Genomic DNA, 15,837 nt, shown 5'->3' on the forward strand with positions numbered 1-15,837 from the left:
GCTTCCGATGAGGGGTGCTGGTGCGGGTAGAGGGAATCGAACCCCCACGCCTTTCGGCTGGCGATTTTGAGTCGCCCGCGTCTACCAATTCCGCCATACCCGCGACGCACGCGCCTCTTGGCACAAGCCGGGGCGACGGACCAGAGCGAATCTTTTCCGCATCGGGGTAACCCTCGCCTCCGGCCCGCTTCTGTGCTGAAAGGGCACCGCTTCCCCGACCCCAACGAGGCCCCATGCTCCGCCGGCTCTACGAGTGGATCCTCGCGCTCGCCGCCAAGCCTTCCGCGCCCTGGGCGCTCGGGGCGGTGGCCTTCGCGGAGAGTTCGTTCTTTCCCGTCCCGCCGGACGCGATGATGGTGCCGATGGCGGTGAGCCGGCCGGACCGGGTCTGGCTCTACGCCACCATCGCCACCGTCGCCTCGGTGCTCGGCGGGCTGCTCGGCTACGCCATCGGCGCGCTGCTGTTCGATTCGGTCGGGCTGTGGCTGTTCAACCTCTACGGGCTGGCCGACAAGGCCGAGACCTTCCAGGCCTCCTACGCCACCTACGGGCATTGGGTGATCCTGCTCAAAGGTCTCACCCCGATCCCCTACAAGCTCGTCACCATCACCTCGGGCTTCGCCCACTATTCGCTGTTCTGGTTCACGCTGCTCTCGGTCGTCACCCGCGGGGCGCGCTTCTTCCTGCTGGCGTGGCTGCTCGGGCGCTACGGCATCGGCATCCGCGCGGTGCTCGACCGGCACCTCAACGTGGTGGCGGGGCTGTTCGCCGCCGTGGTGATCCTGGGCTTCGTCGCCTTCAAGGTGATGCTGTGACCCGCTTTCTCACCCTGCGGAACGCGGCGCTCGCCGTGGCGCTCGGCGCCGCGCTGACGGTCGGCGGTGCCCTCCTGTTCGAGCACGGCCTCGGTTACGTGCCGTGCAAGCTCTGCCTGACGGAGCGGGTGCCCTACTACCTCGCCGCACCGCTGGCATTGATCGCCGCCCTGCTTCCGCCGCGGCCCGCCCGCTTCCTCCTCGGCCTCGTGGCGCTGGTCCTGATCTACGGCGCCGGTCTCGGCGTGTATCATGCGGGCGCGGAATGGGGGTTCTGGCCCGGCCCCAGCGATTGCGGCGGCGGCTCCGGCGCTGGGCCGGCGGATGTGGCCGACTTCCTGAAGAAGCTGGAGACCGTGCGGCCGGTCGATTGCACGGCCGCCGCGTGGCGCTTCCTCGGCCTCTCGCTCGCCGGTTGGAACGCCCTGATCGCGGCCGCCCTCGGCCTCTTCGCCGCGGCGGCCGCCTGTTTCGCTCAGCCGTCGAGAGGGCCGCACCAGCCGGGCAGATAGCCGGCATCCGGCGCCTTCGCGAGGCGCAGCGCGCTCTCCATCGCTTCGGTGAAGTCGCGCTCGATCGCCTTCCGCTTCAGGTTGCGGCGGAGGTAGTCGGCCCACAGGAATTCGCTGAACGGCGTCGTGTCCTTGGCGAACCCGCCGGCCCGGCGCAGCTCGCCCGCGAGGCTGCGAAACGGGTCGTCGGCGAGATCCGCGATGGCCTTGGGGATGGCGTCGAAGCCGACCCGCGCACCGGAGGCGTCGTAGGGATGGACCCAGGACTTGTGGTCGGCCACCGTCCAGAAGGCGTCCTTGTCGAGCTTGTGCAGGTCGGCGACGATGGTGACCAGCACATTCGTCTCCCCCTCCTCCTGCAGGGCGCGGGCGAGGTGGTGATGGTCGAGCACGTAGTGCTTCTTCTTGGGCCCGAGCAGCACCGGGATCATATGCGAGCCGAGGAACGCGGCCTTCTTCTCCGCATCATGCGCCCGCCAGCGACGGCGCTTCTCCTCCACCTCGCGAAAGCCGACCGTGATCTGCGTCGGGCGCAGCGCCGCGATCGGCACGGAGATGAGCAGGGGTTCACGGGGCGCCATCGATGTCTCCAATCCTGTTCGAACCTTGCCCGAGAAGTGCCGCGTCGCGACGCCCCTCCCGCCGACGATCCGAGCCCCGCGGGGGCGGCTCCGTCCGGGTTCGAACGAGCGGCCACGCCTCACGGTTGCGCGGAAGCTAGGAATGCATTTTCAATGTCAAGGCTCGGGAACGGACAGAGAAAGGCGAGATATCGGTACTTTTATCCTGTTGTCCCGAAGGGGATCTTGCCGGAAGACAAGTCGGACGCGTGTCGCACGACCGGGTGACGGCCCGGACGCGCTTCTGCGATGGGAAGACAGGCATGGGATCCGTCTCGACCGGAAGTGAGCCGTCGGCGACCGCGCGCGCGCACGCGCCGCGGCCCCTGATCGGCCTCGACCTGCTCCGCTTCGGCGCGGCCTGCCTCGTCATGCTGTACCATCTCGCCTGCACCGCGTGGCTGGTGCCTTCGAGCGAGGCGGCCGCCCTCGTCGGATCGCCGATCCCGTTTCCGGCCCTGCTGCCCGTCAGCGCGCAGGGCTGGGTCGGCGTGCCGATGTTCTTCGTAATCTCAGGCTATGTCATCGCCTACTCCGCCTCGCAGGCAAGTCCGTCGCGCTTTCTCACCGGGCGCATCCTCCGCCTCGTGCCGGGCATCTGGTTCTGCGCCACCGTGTCGTTCGGGCTGGCGCTGCTCTTCTTCCCGGAAACCGGGGGGGTGCTGTTCGAGCGCTACATCCGCACGCTCATCCTGTTCCCGGTTCCGCGCTGGATCGACGGCGTCTACTGGACGCTCGGGATCGAGATCGTGTTCTACGGTCTGGTCTATCTGCTGCTTTGCCTGAACCGGTTCGACCGGCTGGAGCCGGTGATCCTGGCGGTCGGCGTCGTCAGCACGCTCGCGTGGCTACTGGCGGCGGCCGCTGTCTGGCCGGATCTCGACCGGATCATCAGCACGCGGATCGCCAAACTCATCCTTCTCACCCATGGCTGCCACTTCGCCCTCGGCGTGCTGCTGTGGAGCGCGGTGCGGCGAGGTCTGAGCGGAGCCCGCCTGGCCGGTCTCGCCGTCTGCCTGACGGGGGCCCTTCTGCAGATCCGCTACGATGCCGGCTTCGTCGGCGCCTCGCTCGGCCTTGATCGCAGCCCCGCGATGGCGTGGCTCCTCTACGCCGTGTTCATGCTGCTGTTCTGCCTGTCGATCCGCGTGAACACCGCGCTGAGCGACGCCTTCCCCGGCCTCGGGCGGCGATTTCGCGATCTCGGTCTCGCGACGTATCCGCTCTATCTGCTGCACACCTTCGTCGGCGCCCTGACGATGCGGTTCCTGTCCGCCTACGGTCTGCCGCCCGCGACCTGCCTCGCGGGCGGTTTCCTGACGGCCGTCGCCGCATCGCTGCTGGTGTCACGCTGGGTCGAGCCGCCCCTGCGCACTGGACTCGGGCGCGCACTCCAAGCCGCGGGCATCCGGCTGCGCAGCCGTGGCCTGACGCCCGGCGCGCTCACCCGCTGAGATTTCGCATCGGAGCGGGCCGTCTCGCCGCCGCTCAGCGCTCGGCGTAGCCGCCCATGGCGCAGACCTTGGCCCATTCCGCCTCCGTCACCGGCTGGACCGAGAGGCGCGAATTGGTGACGAGGGCCATGTCCTTGAGCGCGGCCTCCGCCTTGATGGCGTCGAGGCCGACCGGGCGCGGCATCGGCGCCACCGCCCGGACATCGACCATGCCGAAGCGTCCGCTCTCGTCGGTATGGTCGGGGTAGTAGGGCTTGATGACCTCGACGATGCCGACGACGGCCTTGCCCTCGTTGGAATGGTAGAAGAAGCCGCGCTCGCCGACCTGCATCGCCTGCATCTGCTTCTTGGCGAGGTGGTTGCGCACGCCGTTCCAGAAGGTGCCGTCCTCCCCCACCTCGACCTGCTGGTCCCAGGACCAGGTCGCGGGTTCGGACTTGAACAGCCAGTAGGCCATGGTGCGGGGCGGCTCCGTCGGGAAAGGCGCCCCCGATTATCGAAAATCCGGCCGCGCTTGAAGGGCGGGGCGCCGCTTACGCCGTCTCGGCCTTGAGCGGCCGCGACAGCAGGCGGGTCATCGCCGCATCGACCGTCAGGGCGCCGGCCACCACCGCCGCGACCGCCTCGGCCACCGGCATCTCGACCTCGCGCGTGCGGGCGAGATCGACCAGCGCCTGCGCGGTGAAGGCGCCCTCCGCGAGCTTGCCGCCCGAAGCCTCCTCAGGCGAGGCGCCGCGCCCGAGGCGCTCACCGAAGGCGAAGTTGCGCGATTGCGGCGAGGAGGCCGTGAGCACGAGGTCGCCCAGGCCGGACAAGCCCATCAGCGTCTCCGCCCGGCCGCCATACGCGCGGGCGAAGCGCATCAGTTCGGCAAAGGCGCGGGCGATCAACGCGGCGCGGGCACTCTCGCCCAGGCCGCGGCCCGCGACGATGCCGGCGGCGATCGCCAGCACGTTCTTGCCCGCCCCCCCGACCTCGACGCCGCGCACGTCGTCGGTGTGATAGAGTCGGAAGGCCGGTCCCGAGAGCAGGCCGGCAAGCCGCGCCGCCAGCGCCCCGTCCGCGGCGGCGAGCGTCACCGCCGTGGGCAGTCCGCGGGCCACGTCGGCGGCGAAGCTCGGCCCCGACAGCACCGCGACCGGGGCACCTTCCGGCAGAACCTCCGCCGCCACCGCGCTCATGAAAGCGTCGCTGCCCCGCTCGATTCCCTTGGCGCACAGCACCAGGGCGGCGCCGGGCGCCAGCGAGGGTGCGAGCGCCGCGAGCACACCGCGCAGGGTCTGGGCCGGCACGACCAGCAGCACTGTGCCGGCCTGCCCGAGCGCGGCGGCCTCCGCGGTGGCTCGCACACGGGGATGCAGGGCGACACCGGGCAGGTAGCGCTCGTTGGCGCGTTCCCGTTCCATCCGCGCGGCGGCCTCGGGATCACGCATCCAGAGCGTGACCTCGCGCCCCGCTGCGGCCGCGGCGTTCGCCAGGGCCGTTCCCCAGGATCCGCCGCCGACGACCGCGACGCTCTCGTCCCGCCGCTGCGTGCCTGACTTCATGTCTGCCTCCACCGGGAACCTGATTGCGGGAACTTGGTGCGGCCCATGCCCATTACAGCCAAGCTGCGGACCTGCCCCGCCTCTTCCGCTTCGCGATAACGGCCTGTCGGCGGAAGAGCGAGGGTCGATCCGGGATCGTTCAATGACGGAGGCACCATAGCGCCGAATCCCTCTCTCGCTGCTTCGACGGCAACGTTCCTCGGGACAAGGCGGTTACGGCAGCGACGGCTCGGAGCGATTCTCAATGGGTCCAAGGCGAGAAAATCTTTGTCCGTCAATCACGGACAAAGGCGGCGCTTTTCCCCTCCCATCGTGTGAATTCAGTCTTGGCTGTCCCTTCCCTTACAAGGGTGAGCCTCTCCTTCACCGGTGATCGATCTCGATATACGCACTTTTCATCTATGCAGATTTTTCACGGTAGTTTGACTTTTCAAATCCGCGTGATTGTCTCTGAGAAAGCGAAATCAGCGGTGCGCATATTGCCCGAAGCTCGCAAAATTAACTTTTGGTTAGAAATATGTCGAGAAAATAAGTTTCCGACACACGTGATGCTTGGAACTGTCTGCCGTGGCGATCTTCCAATCCGAGCAGGATTCCATTCTGGCCGCCGTCGATCGCGCCCAAGGTCGCATCGAATTCACGATGGACGGCACCATCACGCACGCGAACGCCAACTTCCTCGGCCTCGTTGGCTACACCCTCGATGAGGTGCGCGGTCGCCCGCACGCGATGTTCATGCCGCCGGAACAGCGCGAAAGCCCAGAATACAAGGACTTCTGGAATGCGCTTCGCCGCGGCGAATTTCAGGCTCGCGAGTTCCGCCGGATCGCCAAGGACGGCCGATCGATCTGGATCCAAGCCTCCTACAATCCGATCTTCGACCGGCGCGGGCGTCCCTACAAAGTGGTGAAGTTCGCCACCGATATCACCGCCCAGGCCGAGCGCAACGCGGGTTACGAGGGGCAGATTGCCGCGATCAACCGGTCCCAGGCCGTGATCCATTTCAGCCTCGACGGCACGATCACGGATGCCAACGAGAACTTCCTCAACGCGATGGGGTATCGGCTCGACGAGATCCGCGGTCGCCATCACAGCCTGTTCGTCGATCCCGAGGAGGCCAAGGGCGCCGCCTATGCCGGCTTCTGGAAGTCGCTCGCGAACGGCACCTATCAGTCCGGCGAGTTTCAGCGCTTCGCCAAGGGCGGGCGGACGGTCTGGATCTACGGCAGCTACAATCCGGTCCTCGACCGAGAGGGGCGGCCCTGCGCGGTGGTGAAGTTCGCCAGCGACGTGACCCAGGCGGTCGCAGACCGCCTGCGGCGCGCCAACGGACAACACGCCATCGAGACCGATCTCGGCACCATCACCGGTGCGATGTCGAATGTCAGCCGCCAGGCCAGCGAGACGGCGGCCGCCGTCGCCGTCACCTCCGACAACGTCCAGTCCGTCGCCGCGGGCGCCGAGGAATTCGCGGCCTCGATCTCGGAGTTGAGCCGCCACGCCTCGCAGGCGAAGACGGCCGCCGATGCGGCCGTGACCCGCGCCGAGGAGGCAGGCGGCATCGTCAGCGGCCTGACCGCGACGGCCGAGCGCATCGGAGAGGTCGTCTCCGTAATCCGCTCGATCGCCGACCAGACGAACCTGCTGGCGCTGAACGCCACCATCGAGGCGGCCCGCGCCGGTGCGGCCGGGCGCGGCTTCGCCGTGGTCGCCACCGAAGTGAAGGCGCTGGCCAGCCAGTCCTCGCGTGCCACGGAGGATATCGGCCAGCAGATCGCCGCCGTGCAGGATTCCTCGGCCCGGGCCGTCGAGGCGATCCGCGCCATCGTCTCCACCATCACGGATCTCAGCGAGATCTCGATGAGCGTGTCTTCGGCCGTCACCGAGCAGGCCGCCGTCACGCAGGAGATCGCGACCAACATGCAGACCGCCGCGCGCAGCGTGGACGCCGTCCGCCGCAACGCCGACGGCATCGCCTATGCCGCGGGCGAGGTCGATCTGTCCGTGCAGAAGGTGACCGCCTCCGCTCGCGCGCTCGCCTGATCTCCGGCGAACGCTCTCACGCGGCCGGCGCGGCCTCGGCGAAGGGCCAGCGGGCGCGGGCCGGCACGGTGAGGTCGTCGACGAAGCCGAGGCGCAGACGCTCGAGCCCGGCCCAGGCGATCATCGCCCCGTTGTCGCCGCACAGCGGAAGCGGTGGGGCGACGAAGCTCAGCCCGACCTCCCCCGCCTGCGCCGCGAGAGCTCGACGGATCGCCCCGTTAGCGGCTACACCGCCCGCAGCGACCAGAGCCGTCGGATGCCCGGCGACGCCCGCGAAGGCGCGTAGCGCCACGCGCACGCGGTCCACCACCACATCCACTACCGCCGCCTGGAAGCTCGCACAGAGATCCGCCACGTCCTGCGAGGCGAGCGGTTCGAGCCGCTCGGCCTCGATCCGCAGGGCAGTCTTGAGGCCCGAGAGCGAGAAATCCGCCTGTCGCCGTCCCAGCATCGGCCGCGGCAGCGCGAACCGCTCAGGGTTGCCGCCCTGCGCCTGCCGCTCCACCTCGGGACCGCCGGGATAGCCGAGGCCCAAGAGCTTGGCGACCTTGTCGAAGGCCTCCCCGATGGCATCGTCGATGGTGGTGCCGAGCCGGACGTAGTCGCCCACCCCCTTCACCGCGACGAGCTGCGTGTGCCCGCCGGAGGCCAGCAGCAGCAAATAGGGAAAGGCGAGCCCGTCGGTGAGTCGCGGCGTCAGCGCGTGCGCTTCCAAGTGGTTGACCGCCAGAAGCGGCTTGCGCGCGACGAGGGAGAGGGTCTTGGCCGTGACGAGGCCGATCAGCACGCCACCGATCAGGCCGGGCCCGGCCGCAACCGCGATCCCGTCGATCTCCTTCAGGGTCGTCCCCGCCCGCTGGAGCGCCCGAGCGATGAGGCGGTCGAGCACCTCGACATGGGCGCGGGCGGCGATCTCGGGCACGACGCCGCCATAGGCCGCGTGCTCGGCGATCTGGCTCAGCACCTCGTTGGCGAGGATCTGACCGCGCTCGCCCTCACCGAGCGTCACGACGGCGGCGGCGGTCTCGTCGCAGGTTGTCTCGATGCCGAGGATCTTCATGAGGGTCACGCTGACGTCCACGCACCGTTGCGCGCCGGGGGCCGGCCCGCCTACTCCATGTCCCGCGAGAGCCGGGTCGGGCCGCCCGCGAAGACGCATCTGCGAAGACACGTCTACGACGAAACCGCCGACGGATACAGGTGAAGCGCAACGCCGACGGACGCTGTGGATGGCGTGAGCGAACGGCGCGAGGGGAGACGAACGCATGCGGATCTGGGTGTCGCGGCCCGAGCCGGGCGCGGGACGCACGGCGCGGCGGCTGGCCGAACTCGGCCACGCGGCGCTCGTGGCGCCGGTCCTTCGGATCGGGCCGGGCGGCGCACCACCGCCCGCCAGCCGGTTCGATGGGCTGATCCTCACGAGCGCCAACGCCGCCGCGCCGCTCGCCGGGGCGGGCTTTCCCGCCGCACCGGTCTTCGCCGTCGGCCGCCGCACGGCCGAGCGGGCCGAGCGCGCGGGCCTGCAATCCGTGCTCTGTGCCGACGGGGACGCCGCCGACCTCGCCCGGCTGGTCGCGGCGCATATCAGGCCGGGCAGCGCCCTCCTCCACGCCGCGGGCGAGGATCGCAAGCCGGAACCCGCCGCGAGCCTGACGGCCGAGGGCTACCGCGTCACGACCTGGACCGCCTACGCCGCCCTGGCCGAGGCGGCCCTCCCCGGATCGGCGGCGCAGGCGCTCGCGGGCCGGGACGACGCCCTGCCGCTCACGGCGGCCCTGCATTTCTCACGAAGGAGCGCGGAAATCGCCGAGCGGCTCTGCCGAGAGGCGGGTCTGAGCGGAGCGTTTCGGGCGCTGGCGCATTACTGCCTGTCCCCGGACGTGGCCGCGGGACTGGTCGAGCTCGGCATTGCGGCCCATTTTGTGGCGGCGCGCCCGAGCGAGGAGGCTCTCCTCGCCGGTCTCGCGGCTTCGGACTGACCGCTCTCGTCGCCCGCCTGCGGACCGATGCGGACGGCAGAGCTTAACGAAGCGTCGGAGAAGGAGCCCGGAAGCGGCTCCAATGGATGACGGCGCGGTTTCGCTCTTCTATGGGAGCAAACTGCGCCGGTGCGGCGGCTGAATGGAGCGAACGCCCGTGACTTCACCCAAGGACGGCCCCAGGGACGGTTCCAAGTCTCTCGATCAAGGCAAGTCTCTCGAGCAGGGCAAGGCTTCCGAGCAAGGCAAGGAGTCGGCCAAGGATTCGACGAGGGATTCGTCACGGCCCGCCGATCCCAAGGTGATGGGCAAGCCGGTCGAACCTTCAGCGACCGCCGCCTCCGCGAAGCCCGACCCGACCAAGACGGGACCGACTGCCTCGGAACCGGCCAAGCCCGGACCGACCGGGAGCAGTGCGCTGTCCGGCAGCGGGCCGACGGGCGCCTCGGGCCGTCCGCTGGATGCCAAGGCGGATGCGCCGTTGAAGTCGGGGCCGACGGGCAGCAGCGCCATCCCTTCCGCCGGTTCGGCCGGTGCCGCAGGATCGACCGCTTCGGGCAAATCCGCCGAGCCGGGAAAGCCGTCCACCGGCTCCGCAACACCGGCCGCCTCCAACCCCACGGGCGCGAGCCCGACGGGGGGCAGCGCACCGTTGAAGCCGGGCCCGACCGGAAGCAGCGCCGTGCCGCCGAGCGCGACCGGGACCAAGCCCGCCGATGCGAAACCCGAGTCGCCCGCCAAAGCCGGCGCCACTGGCAGCAGTGCCGTGAAGCCGGAAGTCCCGCCTTCCGGGAGCGCCAAGCCGCAAGACCCGAAGCTGCAAGACCCGAAGTCACAGGACGCCAAGCCTGACGCCCGACCGGAGGCGAAGCCCGGAACGGCACCGGGTACCACCCGTGTGACGGAAACGGCCTCGCTGACCGAAGGCCCGATTCTCGACCTGAAGGCCAAGCGTCTCTCAGACCCGGCGGATTCGGCGAAGCCGGGCGCGAAGCCCGACGCCGCTAAGGGGGGACCGGGTGCCTCCGCCTCGCCCAAGTCGCCGTCCGGTGAAGCGCCCAAGACAGAGGCGTCCAAGGCAACGGCGCCGTCCGCGCCGGCCCGCAGTGGTCCCGGCTTCGGCTCGGTCGCTGCCTCGGGGCTGCTCGGCGGCCTGATCGGCGCCGGCCTGCTTTACGGCGTCACCACCTACCAGCAAGGAGCCGATCCGCGGTTGGCCAATCTCGACCAATCGATCGCGGGTCTTGCCACCAAGGATGCGGTGGCCGGCCTCGACAGGCGGCTGGCCGCCAACGAACAGGCCCTCAAGCCGTTGCCCGACGCGATTGCCCGAGCAGAGGCGGCGGCGAAGGCCGCGACGGATCGCGCCAACGAGGCGCTGCAGCGAGCGGGCGCCGCGCCCGCCGCCGACGGCTCGGCTCCGGCCCCGGCGATCCCCGCGGATCTGACAGCGCGTCTCGATGCCCTCGACCAGCGGGTTTCGGCGTTGCAGGAGGAGCCCGGCCGCGACGGCAATGCGGAGGTGAAGACGGCGCCGACCGTGGATCCAACGGCGCTCGCGGCCCTCGACGACCGGATCAAGGCGCTCGAAGCGAACGACTCAAAGGCCGCATCGTCCGACCTCGCGGACAAGATCGCGGCGCTCCAGGGCGAGGTCGCCTCCCGCGCCAAGGCCGACGAGGCGGCCGAGGCCGCTCTCGGCAAGCGCGTGGACGAGGTGCAGAAGGCGCTGGAGGGCCGCCTCGCTGCGGCGAGCCAAGCCGCCCAGGAGGCGACCCAGGCGGGCAAGCAGGCCGCCGACGCCGCCCGGACCCGTGCCGAGGAGGCCGTGCAGGGCCTGGAGCGCAAGCTTCAGGACAAGCTGCAGGAGCAGTCGGACCGGATCGCCGGCCTCGACAAGGCGGTTGATCAGAGCGCCAAGCAGACCACCGTGCAGTCGGCCCTGCGCATCGTCGCGGCCGACCGGATCGCCTCGGCGCTGGAGGCGGGCCAGCCCTACCCGGACGCGCTGGCCAGCCTGCGCAACCTCGAACCGGCGGATTCCAAGCGCCTCGACGCGCTCGGTCCCTTCGCCGACAAGGGTGCGCCGACGGCGGCCAGCCTCGCGGCGGAGTTCCGCCGAATTTCGGAGAAGATCGCCGACGCCAAGCGCGCGGCCCAGGCGAAGGCCGTGGCCGAGACCGGCAATGTCGGTGACCGGCTGATGAGCATGGCAAGCTCCCTCGTGCAGGTGAAGCGCGTCGAGGGATCGGCCTCGGGCGCTGCGTCGTCGAGCGCGGGCACCGAGACCTCCACCGGACAGGTTCAGGCGGCCCTCGACCGTGGGGACCTCGCCGAAGCGGCCAAGGCCTATGCCGCGCTTCCCGAGGAAGCGCGGGCCCAGGGCGGTGATTTCGGCGCCCGGCTCGCGGCGCGGGCCGAGGCAGGCCGCGCCGCGCAAGGGCTGCTGGCCGACGCCTTCACCGGCCTGCCTCCCGCGCGCTGACGGTCGAGGCCACTCTCGATGACCATGAACCGGCCGCGCCCTGCGCGGCGTTCCCCCCTTCCACTCTGCCCGGGCCGCGTGCGCCCGCTCCCCGTGCTCCCAAGGAGGCCCTGACCCATGTGGCGCGCCCTCGTCTTCCTGGCCCTCCTGGCCGTCGCCGCCTACGGCGCGGTGTGGATCGCCGACCATCCAGGCACCGTGACCGTCGTCTGGAACGGCTACGAGGTCGGTATGAGCCTCGCCATCGCGCTCACCGGCGTGCTGGTGGCGGCCATCGTCATCGGCCTGATCTGGGCGATCGTGACCGGCGTGATCGGCCTGCCCGCCAGCATCAGCCGCTCGACCCGCGAGCGTCGCCGCAACAAGGGCCTCGCCTCGCTCTCGCGGGGCATGATCGCCGTCGGCTCCGGTGACCCGCTCGCCGCGCGCCGCCACGCGGGCGATGCCGAGCGGCTGCTCGGCAGCCAGCCTCTGACGCTCCTTCTCAAGGCCCAGGCGGCGCAGATCTCCGGCGACCGGGACGCGGCCGAGCAGGCGTTCAAGCGCATGGCGGACGATCCCGAGACCCGTGTGCTCGGCCTGCGCGGCCTGTTCGTCGAAGCCCGCCGCCGCGAGGACGAGGGCGCTGCCCGCGCCTACGCCACCGAGGCCGCCCGGCTCGCCCCGAGCGTCACCTGGGCGAACGAGGCGGTTCTGGAGGCGCAATGCGCCGACGGCGAGTGGTCCGCCGCGACGGAGACCGTGGAGCGCCGTGCCTCGCTCGGCCTGATGGACAAGCACGCCGCACGCCGTCAGCGGGCGGTCCTGCTCACCGCGGCCGCCCAGCGCCACGAGGCCGGCGAGCCCGACACCGCGATCGAGCAGGCGCTGAAAGCGGTCAAGCTCGCCCCGGACCTCGTACCCGCAGCCGTCATCGCCGGCCGTCTGCTCGCCCGGCGCAACGACCTGCGCAAGGCCGCCAAGATCGTCGAGGCGGCCTGGAAGGCGACGCCGCATCCGGAACTCGCCAAGGTCTACCTCAACCTGCGCACCGGTGATTCCGCCCGCGACCGTCTGGCCCGCGCCGAGACCCTCGCCAAGCTCTCGTCCTGGGATCCGGAATCGCGCCTCGTGATCGCGCAGGCCGCGACCGAGGCCAAGGATTTCGCCCGCGCCCGCGAGGCGCTGGCGCCGCTGACCGACGACCGGCCGACGGCGCGCGTCTGCCGGATGATGGCGCGGATCGAGGCGGCCGAGCACGGGGCCGAGAGCGGACGCTCCCGCGAGTGGCTCGCCCGTGCCGCCCGCGCCCCGCGCGACCCGGCCTGGATCGCCGACGGCGTCATCTCCGAGCGCTGGGCCCCGGTCTCGCCGGTCACCGGCCGCCTCGACGCCTTCGTGTGGAAGACGCCGCCCGAGATCCTGGCCGGCCCCGACGAGGATGACGCGCCGGCCCCGACTGAGCCGGCGGCTCCGGCCGAGATCCCGGTGGCGCCCGTTCCGGCCCCGGTCACGAGCGACAGCCCGGCCCCCTCGACACCGGGCTTCCTCCAGACCGGTGCCGGCACCCCGTCTGCGCTGTCGACGCCCGCGCCGGTCAACGCCCCTGCCGGCCCCTCGCCGGCTCCGCAGACGACCGCGGACCGCCCCCGCCGCATCGCGTGAAGCCTCCCGCCGCCCGGTCGAGCACCGGGCGGCGCACATGGCATGCATTCTGTGGCATTCTCTGCCTTGCCAGATGTCAGCGCCCCGGCTACAGACCCGCCACCTGCCGCAAGTGACCACCGCCCGCGCCGAGCGCGCGTCGGTCCCCGGCCGGTTCCGGAGGGGTGGCCGAGTGGTTGAAGGCGCACGCCTGGAAAGTGTGTATACGGGAAACCGTATCGCGGGTTCGAATCCCGCTCCCTCCGCCAGAATTCATCACAACCGATCGTCTCCGCGCGCGATTTTGGATCGCAGCCTTCTTGCCCTTCATCCTCTTTTCGTGATTTCGCTTCGGCGGTTGTAGCCTGACTGGCAGCCACCTCGCTTTTCGCGCTGGCGACGAAGAACTCATCCCTCAAAACGTGTAAAATTTCGAGGCGGAACCCTTCATCGCGCTGTGGAGATTGCTTCGGCGAAGAGGCACCCTCCTCGTCTGCGTCAAGAGACCGTGCCACGGTTGCCGCGTCTGTTCAGGCCCGCGCGAGGCCTGGTCCTGTGACGGACGCCCTGTCGAAAGGGAGTCGATGGCCCGCAAGCGTCTCCGTCCCACCATTGAGAGCCTGATCGAGGCGGTCGGCCGGCTCGGCCTTGCGCCGAACACCGTCGATCTTGAGGCTCTGCGTGCCCATCTCGAACTTCCAGAACTCGGAGCGGCGGTCGAGGACGAGCGCGTGGCCCATGCGTTGCGGGAGATGCAGAGAGCCCGCGCCTTTGCCGAGACCGGGTTGCCGGCCCTCAAGCGGGCGCTCCCTGCCCTGAGGGCCGCGCTGTCCAAGGACCACAGCATCCGCTGGAGTGTCCGGATCGGCATCCCGCTGCTCGATGCCGGACGGATGGATCTGCGCATCGACGCTGCGCCGGACCCGCTCATCGCCGAAATCCTCGACGGCATGGCCGCCCGCAACGATCCGGCGCGCCGGCTGGAGGAGCTGCGTGCCGCCGTGGCGGAGATGACGGCACGCACGGCACGCGACCTGCGCAAGCCGATCGATCGGCTCAGAGGCCAGATCCTCTCCGATCTGCGCGAAGTCGGCGCCGACGCGGCTGCCTATCTCGAGCATATGGACCGCTCACTGCGCTCCCGCCCCTTCAACCTCAATCCCAGGCTCGCCCGCGCCCTCACGGATGCGCTGACACCGGTTCGCCAGCGGGCCAAGGCCGTGGCGCGTGAAGGCTCACGCCTGCGGCGCCTGCGCGATCAGGTCGGCTTCGGCGCCTACATCGAAAAATTCACCGCGGCGCGCCGGCTGAACCGCCGCATCGTCTTCCACATGGGGCCGACCAATTCCGGCAAGACCTACGCAGCTCTGCAGGTGCTGGCTGCCGCCCCCACCGGCGCCTATCTCGCGCCACTGCGGCTCCTGGCGCTGGAGAACTATGAGGGTCTGCGCGAGCGGGGCCTGCGCGCCGGCATGGTCACGGGAGAGGAGGTGCTGGGAGAGGCCGGCGCGACGCATACGGCCCGCACGATCGAGACGGCCGACCTCACCCGCCCGATCGACGTCGCCGTCATCGATGAGATTCAGATGCTCATGGACCCGGACCGGGGCTGGGCCTGGACGAACGCCCTGTTCGGTGTTCCGGCCAAGACCGTCATCGTTTGCGGATCGGACGATGCCCTGTCCTATGTCCGCCGCGCCGCCGAAGCGGCGAATGAATCGCTCGAGGTGATCGCCTTCGAGCGCAAGTCGCCGCTCGTGCTTCTGGACGAGCCCGTGCCGCTGGAGAAGGTCGAGCCAGGCGATGCCGTGGTCGCCTTCTCCCGCCGCGCGGTGCATGAAAATCGCGAGATCCTCGTCGCCCGCGGGCACCGGGTCGCGACGATCTACGGCGCCCTCTCGCCGGAGGTTCGCCGCGCCGAGGCGGCGCGCTTCCGCTCGGGCGACGCCAACGTCCTCGTGACCACGGACGCCATCGGCATGGGCCTCAATCTGGGTCCGCTGAGGCGGATCGTCTTCTCAGCCGTGCGCAAGTGGGACGGCGTCGAGGATCGCGCGCTTACCAATTCGGAGATCCGGCAGATCGCTGGCCGGGCCGGGCGCTACGGCCATCACGAGGTCGGCTACGTCGCGGCAACCGAGGCGACGGCCATCGAGCCGGTTCGGACAGCCCTGGCCGGCGCGCCCACGGCGCCGGCTGCCGACACGCGCTTCTACGTCCGCCCGGACCTGACGGCGATCCGCTCCGTGGCGGAGGAGATGCGCACGCCCAGCCTCTACGAGGTGATGACGCATTTCGCGCGGGCCACCTTCTATGCCGGCTCGCCGTTCCAGCCCTCGGCCCTGGAGGAGGTTCTGGAGATCGCGCGCATCATCGACCGCGCGCGTCTTCCGATCGAGGAGAAGTTCGTCTTCTCGGTCTGCCCGATCAACCGGCGCGACGAGATCGCCATGGGTATGCTGGAGCGGTGGAGTCAGGTTCGGGCGGCGGGCGCGACGGTGCCCGCCCTGAGAGCGAGCCTCGCGGGCGAACTCGATTATCAGGAGCGGACCGTGAAGCTTGCCAGCGCCTATCTGTGGCTGTCGCGGCGCTTTCCGGAGACCTTCGACGATGTCGAGGCGATCCGGCACATGCGCGGACGCGCCAACGACGCGATCGAGGATCACTTGCGGCAGACGGCAACCCGCAAGGCGGAGCGCCGAACCCGGCGTTCCGTCGGCGGCCGGTGAAGGATCGGCGCGGTTCGCTCCGACGCACTT

At 70.2% G+C, this 15,837-nt stretch carries 13 protein-coding genes and 2 tRNA genes; 9 read left to right on the forward strand and 6 right to left on the reverse strand.

Annotated elements, in window-relative coordinates; genetic code table 11:
• Positions 1-18: 18 nt before the first annotated feature.
• Positions 19-103, reverse strand: a tRNA-Leu gene (locus tag LPC10_RS03750).
• A 130-nt stretch (positions 104-233) separates the two neighbouring features.
• On the opposite strand from LPC10_RS03750, the gene LPC10_RS03755 reads away from it, so the two are divergent.
• On the forward strand, positions 234-815 hold the full coding sequence (locus LPC10_RS03755) for a YqaA family protein (RefSeq protein ID WP_108938767.1): 582 nt from the start codon (positions 234-236) through the stop codon (positions 813-815).
• Positions 812-1,327 (forward strand): disulfide bond formation protein B, encoded by a 516-nt coding sequence (locus LPC10_RS03760; RefSeq protein ID WP_231345524.1) that lies wholly within the window; start codon positions 812-814, stop codon positions 1,325-1,327. Before LPC10_RS03755 ends, LPC10_RS03760 begins: the two co-directional genes overlap by 4 nt.
• Here the strand turns inward: LPC10_RS03760 and LPC10_RS03765 are convergent.
• Positions 1,291-1,908: a ParB-like protein gene (locus tag LPC10_RS03765; protein ID WP_231345525.1), complete on the reverse strand. Its 618-nt coding sequence runs from the start codon at positions 1,906-1,908 to the stop codon at positions 1,291-1,293. The two genes, LPC10_RS03760 and LPC10_RS03765, sit on opposite strands and share 37 nt — an antisense overlap.
• 302 nt (positions 1,909-2,210) lie before the next feature.
• Between LPC10_RS03765 and LPC10_RS03770 the strand changes: the two genes are divergently transcribed.
• Complete coding sequence (locus LPC10_RS03770) at positions 2,211-3,401, forward strand: acyltransferase (RefSeq protein WP_231345526.1); 1,191 nt, start codon at positions 2,211-2,213, stop codon at positions 3,399-3,401.
• Between the two features lie 34 nt (positions 3,402-3,435).
• Here LPC10_RS03770 and LPC10_RS03775 read toward each other — a convergent pair whose 3' ends face one another.
• Both LPC10_RS03775 and LPC10_RS03780 read right to left on the reverse strand, forming a co-directional pair.
• Positions 3,436-3,858, reverse strand: a complete 423-nt coding sequence (locus LPC10_RS03775) for an EVE domain-containing protein (RefSeq protein ID WP_231345527.1) — start codon at positions 3,856-3,858, stop codon at positions 3,436-3,438.
• Positions 3,859-3,934: 76 nt separating this feature from the next.
• Positions 3,935-4,948, reverse strand: coding sequence for an NAD(P)H-dependent glycerol-3-phosphate dehydrogenase (locus LPC10_RS03780; protein WP_231345528.1), 1,014 nt, complete (start codon positions 4,946-4,948; stop codon positions 3,935-3,937).
• A 567-nt stretch (positions 4,949-5,515) separates the two neighbouring features.
• Here LPC10_RS03780 and LPC10_RS03785 point away from each other — a divergent pair.
• Positions 5,516-6,991, forward strand: coding sequence for a PAS domain-containing methyl-accepting chemotaxis protein (locus LPC10_RS03785; RefSeq protein ID WP_231345529.1), 1,476 nt, complete (start codon positions 5,516-5,518; stop codon positions 6,989-6,991).
• A 16-nt stretch (positions 6,992-7,007) separates the two neighbouring features.
• On the opposite strand, the gene tsaD is transcribed toward LPC10_RS03785, so the two are convergent.
• Positions 7,008-8,051 (reverse strand): tRNA (adenosine(37)-N6)-threonylcarbamoyltransferase complex transferase subunit TsaD, encoded by a 1,044-nt coding sequence (tsaD, locus tag LPC10_RS03790; protein ID WP_231346954.1) that lies wholly within the window; start codon positions 8,049-8,051, stop codon positions 7,008-7,010.
• A 205-nt stretch (positions 8,052-8,256) separates the two neighbouring features.
• On the opposite strand from tsaD, the gene LPC10_RS03795 reads away from it, so the two are divergent.
• Complete coding sequence (locus LPC10_RS03795) at positions 8,257-8,970, forward strand: uroporphyrinogen-III synthase (RefSeq protein ID WP_231345530.1); 714 nt, start codon at positions 8,257-8,259, stop codon at positions 8,968-8,970.
• Between the two features lie 204 nt (positions 8,971-9,174).
• On the opposite strand, the gene LPC10_RS03800 is transcribed toward LPC10_RS03795, so the two are convergent.
• Entirely contained in the window at positions 9,175-9,711 is a 537-nt protein-coding gene (locus LPC10_RS03800) for a hypothetical protein (RefSeq protein ID WP_231347151.1), read from the reverse strand.
• A gap of 157 nt (positions 9,712-9,868) precedes the next feature.
• Here LPC10_RS03800 and LPC10_RS03805 point away from each other — a divergent pair, with 157 nt between their 5' ends.
• The 4 genes from LPC10_RS03805 to LPC10_RS03820 all read left to right on the forward strand — a co-directional run bounded on the left by LPC10_RS03805 (position 9,869) and on the right by LPC10_RS03820 (position 15,807).
• A complete protein-coding gene (locus tag LPC10_RS03805) occupies positions 9,869-11,455 on the forward strand; it encodes a hypothetical protein (RefSeq protein WP_370644647.1) in 1,587 nt (528 codons plus the stop codon).
• Positions 11,456-11,572: 117 nt separating this feature from the next.
• Positions 11,573-13,099, forward strand: coding sequence for a heme biosynthesis protein HemY (locus tag LPC10_RS03810; RefSeq protein WP_231345531.1), 1,527 nt, complete (start codon positions 11,573-11,575; stop codon positions 13,097-13,099).
• A 158-nt stretch (positions 13,100-13,257) separates the two neighbouring features.
• Positions 13,258-13,347: transfer RNA gene (locus LPC10_RS03815), tRNA-Ser, on the forward strand.
• A gap of 315 nt (positions 13,348-13,662) precedes the next feature.
• Complete coding sequence (locus LPC10_RS03820; protein WP_231345532.1) at positions 13,663-15,807, forward strand: helicase-related protein; 2,145 nt, start codon at positions 13,663-13,665, stop codon at positions 15,805-15,807.
• Positions 15,808-15,837 lie beyond the last annotated feature (30 nt).

Source organism: Methylorubrum sp. B1-46, from assembly GCF_021117295.1.
Lineage (GTDB): Bacteria > Pseudomonadota > Alphaproteobacteria > Rhizobiales > Beijerinckiaceae > Methylobacterium.